Here is a 5,871-nt window from a genome sequence, read left to right on the forward strand (position 1 = left end):
TCCCGTCAAGGCACGGAAACTTTTGCTGTTGTCTTTATGGTCATGGTAATTCATGTTGCAAAGGTACGCGTATGCGCGATATATAACAAATCTAAATTACATAAACTCTTATGATTGAAAGGTTCAGTTTCTGTTTCAAACTGTCTTCCTTTTACGTTCTCCATATGGAAACCGTACGGTTTCCATATCGAAAACATACGGTTTCCATATCAAGAACGTACGGTTTTGATATGGAAACCATAAAAGGAAGCTGTCTGGATTGATAACGCAACCCAATCAGAAGCGCACGCTCAATCCTGCTGTGGCATAAAAGCCCTGTACGGGATAACCCGTTTCAGCAAGATAAGTACGGTTCAACAGATTATTGAGAGAAACGAACACATTCAGCCTGCCGAAGAATGCATAACCTGCCCCCAATGACAAACTGTTCACATCATCGGCTGTTTCCATCTCCTTCATGTCGGCACGTTGCTCGAAACGGTAATGTGCCTTGATCCACAAGTCTTTGTACAATTTTGCACGTACAGAAGCATCAAAGGCAAATTTCGGCTTGAGATAAAGCAATACCTCTCTGTCTTCCTTCACGTCCCATCCATAATACGTGCCCTGTGCCGAAATGTCCAGCCAATCCTTATACTGGTACGCCAGCCATGCACCACCATAGCCTACCTTCGCCTTATCTTGTGCCAAAAACGTATAGACATAGGGATAAGGTTCCTCCAACATACCCGGCAACCTGAATATCTCGTCCTTCACCACACGATAACCTCCGAAGAGGCGGAATCCCAACCCCGGCATGGGTGCTCCTTGCACACCTGCCTGCACATCAACTGGCGTGTAAGAAGTCTGCATCTGCTCAGCCTGTATCCAGTAGGGTGACTGTTCGTTCAAGCCGCGGAAATCATTCAGACGTGTACCCCCTGTGGCTTGCAGGTAGAAGCGATAAGAACGGGCGAAGAGAAAGTCGAATTTCACATCGGGCGATAGCATCAGCCGGCCGTCATGACCGAACTGCATATCTACATGCATCCCTGCACGAAGCTGTATGTGTTTGCTCCCGAACGTATAATGCGGATTGATGCAAAGCAAGGTATAATCGGTCTGGTCCACATCGTGAATCAGGTTATCCATTGCAAAACCGATGCCGACACGCTGCCTTTCATCGATATTGCCCGACACGAAACCTTCGGTATGGAAAATGTTTTCCGAGCCGCTTCCCATCCATGGCGAGTCGTACGCCCGACTAAAACTGCGTAATCCTGTCTGAAACGAAAATTCCACTGGAAGTTTTCCTTCAACTGATGCCACACGCAGATACCCTTCACCCAACGTATAGCGTTGATGAGAGGAAAGCGAATAATCAACATCCTCTATTCCCCAAACAGGCATATAGTTGAACACTTGCGAAGCAAAAGAACCGCCCAATGCCAAAGAAACCTTACGGAAATCGTGACGGTACCCCAACGAAGCATCCGTGCGATAGAAACGTGATTTCCAGTCGTCTGCTTCGGTTATAACAGAAGGCACATCACCGTTCATTCCATAAAGCGATGCATCCACATGCAGGAAATCACGGCGGGAAATATCCCACAAATACGAAAAACGTGCATCAACATTATTGCGTGAGCCATAGCTTGCACGCAAGTATCCGCGTGGTACTTCACGCTGCTTCTCCTCACTGGTCATCGCCTGCAAAGGGGTAAAATTCCAGTTGGAGAAAGGATGGAGCGCAGTGGCATAATCGATATGCTGTTTGGGAAGAGCCGGCTCTTCCACTTTGGGCAAGACATTAACCTTAAATGCATCCATCACTTCGGGATTGTATTGGTTTTCCACCACTACCGTGCGATTCAGTGCCGAATCAGCAGCGTGTTGTTGGGCATTGGCCGCCATACACAGACAGCTCAGCCCGATTGTTGCTATCATTGATTTCATCACCTTAACTTCTCATTTTTTATTCAGTTGTGCCAAACGGGTTTCTATCATCTCCTGGATATCATCTTGCTCCTGATAGTTCTGTTTCAAAGATAAAAGATACTGCTTTGCATCCAGATTACGCCCCATCTTCACATAAATGTCTGATAAGAGCACAAAGCTTCGGGCCAGCCAATACGTATGAGGCGTACTCACCTCTATATATCCGAGCACTTCTTTTTCTGCCTTTTCGGTTTCACCGGCATCAAAATACAACTGCGCAAGCAGATACTTGGCTTCGGCTCCATAAACGTTACGCGTATCTTTAGCCAGTTCTGCAAGGTCATCCACAGCCTCACGGGATTCGCCTTTACCCAACCGTGCCTTTGCACGCGCATAGCGAGCTTCGTTAGCCAATTCGGGAGTCAGCTTGCTCTGTGCAAGCAACACCGACGCCATCCCGATAGTCTCCTCTGCGTCTCCACTCAAACGGGCACATTCCAACGCGTGTTGCAAAGCTTCCATCCGTTCTTCTTGCGAAACGACACGGTCTGCCATCCGCTTGTACAAGCCAAGCGCCTTTCCGTAATCCTTGTTTTGGAAAGCAATGCCGGCAGAAAGTTTCATAGCCTCACCCGAGAAAGGATTATCGGGGTAATCAAGTACCTTATCCAAATACGTGGACGCTTCGGCATAATTCTTCTCGCCATAAGCTATCACGCCCAGATAATACACTGCATTGACACTGAATGCTCCTTGTGGAAACGACTGGAGATAGCGGGTGAAACTGACTTTCGCCTCAGCCGTCTCGCCACGCATATAGACTCGTTCGGCAGCAGTGTAGGTGAGCGAATCACGCTCGTTCACATCGAAGTTCCCCCCTCCCGGAAGGGTAGCCACAAAGTTCAAGTAATCGTCCACCTTATTCAGATCAATATAAATCGATTTCAAGTCACGTTGCGCCAAACGTGCCTCCTCGCTTCCCGGATAGTCAGCTATCACTTTCTTGTAGGCGGCGATGGCTTCGGGATACTTGTCTTCCTGATAATAGAGCAATCCGATTTCGTTGGCAGCTTTGCGCGAAAGAGGACTGTCGGGAAAACGTTGAAGCAACACCTGATAACGTTCGATGGCGGCAGCGTTACTCTCTTGCTGCACGAAAGCCCGTCCCTGCTCGTACAAGGCATCATCGATGTACGTCGAAGCCGGATAGTCGGTCAGCAAGCGGTTCAGGGTTTGTACTTTCCCGCTATAGTCCCGTTGCAGACCTTTCACGAAAGCCTCCTGGAAAAGCGAATAATCACCCAGACCGGGGTCAGTCGCCAAGGCTTGCGCATAAAGAGCTTCCGCCTCTTCGAAACGCCGGGAATGGAAATTACAATCTCCCATCCGGTTATACACGTCAGCCGCTACCTTGCGGTCCTTTGCCTGCACTTGCGAGCAGCGGGTAAACCATCCGAGTGCCTGCTCGTATTGTTTCTGTTTGAAAGCGACATAGCCCAGATTGTATAAAGCAAGCGCGTACTCATCACCCGTACGGTCAGGAGTGTATTCCAGATAAAGCCGGTAATCGGCAGCAGCCTGCCCGTAATTCTCCATCCGGTATTTCGATTCGCCCCGCCAATAATAGGCATCTGCCAGCGTCTGCTGGTTATAACGTCCCAACTCAATGGAACGGCTAAAATATTCGATGGCATTTTCGAAAGCAGCCTGGGCAAACGCCTGTGTCCCGACACGGAACAGCAGTTTCTGCTTGGCTTCGAGAATGCGGGCACCCGGATGACTGATTTTGGCAATGGATTGCAAAGCTGCCTGATAGCTGCGAGTGTTCATATACACTTCTATCAGATAATCGTTCACCTTGTCCGTATAAACAGAATTGGGAAACTCGTTCAAGAACCGCTCGAACACCGTCACCGACTCGGCAAAAGGCGAATAAGAAGTCTCGTGGATGCAAAGCGCGTAATTATACAAAGCCTGTTCCTGCACATTACGATTGAACGTCATTGCCGAAGCTTGTTCGAAAGCCATACGGGCACGCGTCCGGTCTTTCAATTGAAGAAACGATAGCCCACTGTGTAAATAGGCGTTTTGTGCCAGTGCATCTGCAGTGCCGACTGTTTTCCCAAGGGCTTCTACCGCTTTCGAATACACCCCCGTCTGGTAATAACTCATACCCAGTTCATACCAGGCTTTCCTGTCGTACTTCCCTTCCTGGCTCTGACTATATATTTCCAAAGGCTTTACAGCCTCGGCATAACGTCCCATCCCATAACAAGCCTCCCCTTTGACACGTTGCATCAACCGGGCATATTCGTGACGGGGATAAGCCTCCAGGTACATATCTGCCATTTTCCCAGCCCTTCCATAATCATTCCGTTGCAAATAAATGTCGGCTATATAATAAGGAGTATAAGGAGCATATTTCTCACTGGTTCCGGCAATACGAAAGCCCTCCAGTGCCGTATCGTATTGCCCCCGTGCATAGTCGATATAAGCAAGTTGGTAAACCGCATCTGTGCGATATTCGCTGCTCACGTCTTTCAATACGGCAAACCAGAGTGCCGCTTCTTTCAAGTCCCCCTCTTTCAGGCAAGCCGTTCCCAAACGCATCAAAGATTCATCACGTTCGGAATCGGCAAGCAAATGGATATCGCACTTCTTGAAACAAGCAATGGCTTTCCGGTAATTCCCGTCGAAGAAACAGGCAGAGCCTAATAAAGCATACACACGATTCAAATAGCGTGAATCCGGATAACGGGCAATGTATGTCTCCAACTGGCTGATACGGTCGGGTTTGCCAAGTTCATACGAAGTACAAGCCAGCATATAAGCCACCTCTTCGTCAAAAGTTGTCTGAGGCTCTTGCCGCAAATAATGTGTCAGTGCCTGCCGCGCGGCGGCATAATCGTGCCGAAGGAACAACTCCTTCGCTTCGTCGTACAAGCGTGACGGCCCGGTGAGCAGTTCGGTCTGCTGGGCAAATGCCATCCACGGCAACACACACAAGGCTCCTGCCATCCACACCTTCTTTTTCCTATTCTTCATATCCTTCCGATTTATGTGAGGCTAAAAAACGAGCTACTCCCTCCCGTACCGAGTCGAGTCCGAAATCGCCCGGGTTGACTTTCTCAAGAGGCATCCAAAACGAATCCGCCACATCGTCCTTTGCTTCCAGACGGCTATCGTCTTCTACCCGACACAAGAAAAACTGGTCGAGTGTATGTACCAAGAAACCCGAATACAGATACGTGTTGGGCAACGAGAACTGATAAATCGCTTCAGTCACTTTCAAACCGGTTTCTTCGAGCACTTCGCGTGCCACTCCCTCCTCACCGGTTTCGTACATGTCTAGGAAACCGCCCGAAAGGTCCAATGTCCCTTTGGCAGGCTCCTTCCCACGCCGGCACACCAACAATTCATTCCGACGGTTCAAGATAAAGGCAACCGTCGCCGCACTGGGATTAAAATAATACACAAAGTCGCAATCGGCACACTTCTTTGCCTTTGCATTGCGAATCTCGAAACGAGGCGACCCGCATTTCGGACAATATTTGAATAACTCTAATGGATGCATAACCATAATTCTTTTTGATAATAAGGGCAAAGATAAAAGAAAAAGCTGTATATCTCCCGTCATTTCCCGAACATTTGCCACATTTCTTCATTTTTTTAGAAACTGCTTTGAATTTACGTGCGATGATTGGGAATGAGCTTTTGAGGCATTTCCAGCCCTGAGAGAGAATTCCCAAGTTTGCAAGACACAATCAACCCAACCGGAAAAACGAAGATATATTCATAAGCCAATCCAACTAACTGCTATAGGCCACGAAGCTAACTGAAACAGGCTCTAAGAAGCTGTTTTGAATTTCTCCAAAAAGTTTTTCTTGGCTTGATGTATCCGTTTTCGTGTGTGCTTTGGGCGATTTTTTGGTCCTTTCCGCTCCTGTTCTTCGT

Annotated in this window: 3 protein-coding genes; all 3 read right to left on the bottom strand. The window is 48.3% G+C overall.

Features of this window, described 5'->3' with window-relative positions:
• Positions 1 to 276 precede the first annotated feature (276 nt).
• The 3 genes from B5F78_RS15670 to B5F78_RS15680 are packed head-to-tail and all read right to left on the bottom strand — an operon-like array spanning position 277 to position 5,491.
• Positions 277 to 1,935 carry a TonB-dependent receptor gene (locus B5F78_RS15670; protein WP_087407170.1) on the bottom strand — a complete coding sequence of 553 codons (1,659 nt, stop codon included), beginning with the start codon at positions 1,933 to 1,935 and terminating at the stop codon, positions 277 to 279.
• 12 nt (positions 1,936 to 1,947) lie between these two features.
• Entirely contained in the window at positions 1,948 to 4,962 is a 3,015-nt protein-coding gene (locus B5F78_RS15675) for a tetratricopeptide repeat protein (RefSeq protein WP_087407171.1), read from the bottom strand.
• Positions 4,952 to 5,491 carry an NUDIX hydrolase gene (locus B5F78_RS15680; protein ID WP_087407172.1) on the bottom strand — a complete coding sequence of 180 codons (540 nt, stop codon included), beginning with the start codon at positions 5,489 to 5,491 and terminating at the stop codon, positions 4,952 to 4,954. The genes B5F78_RS15675 and B5F78_RS15680 overlap by 11 nt, the downstream gene beginning before the upstream one ends.
• Between the last annotated feature and the right edge of the window lie 380 nt (positions 5,492 to 5,871).

The sequence above is a fragment of the Bacteroides sp. An279 genome (assembly GCF_002159615.1).
GTDB lineage: Bacteria > Bacteroidota > Bacteroidia > Bacteroidales > Bacteroidaceae > Phocaeicola > Phocaeicola intestinalis.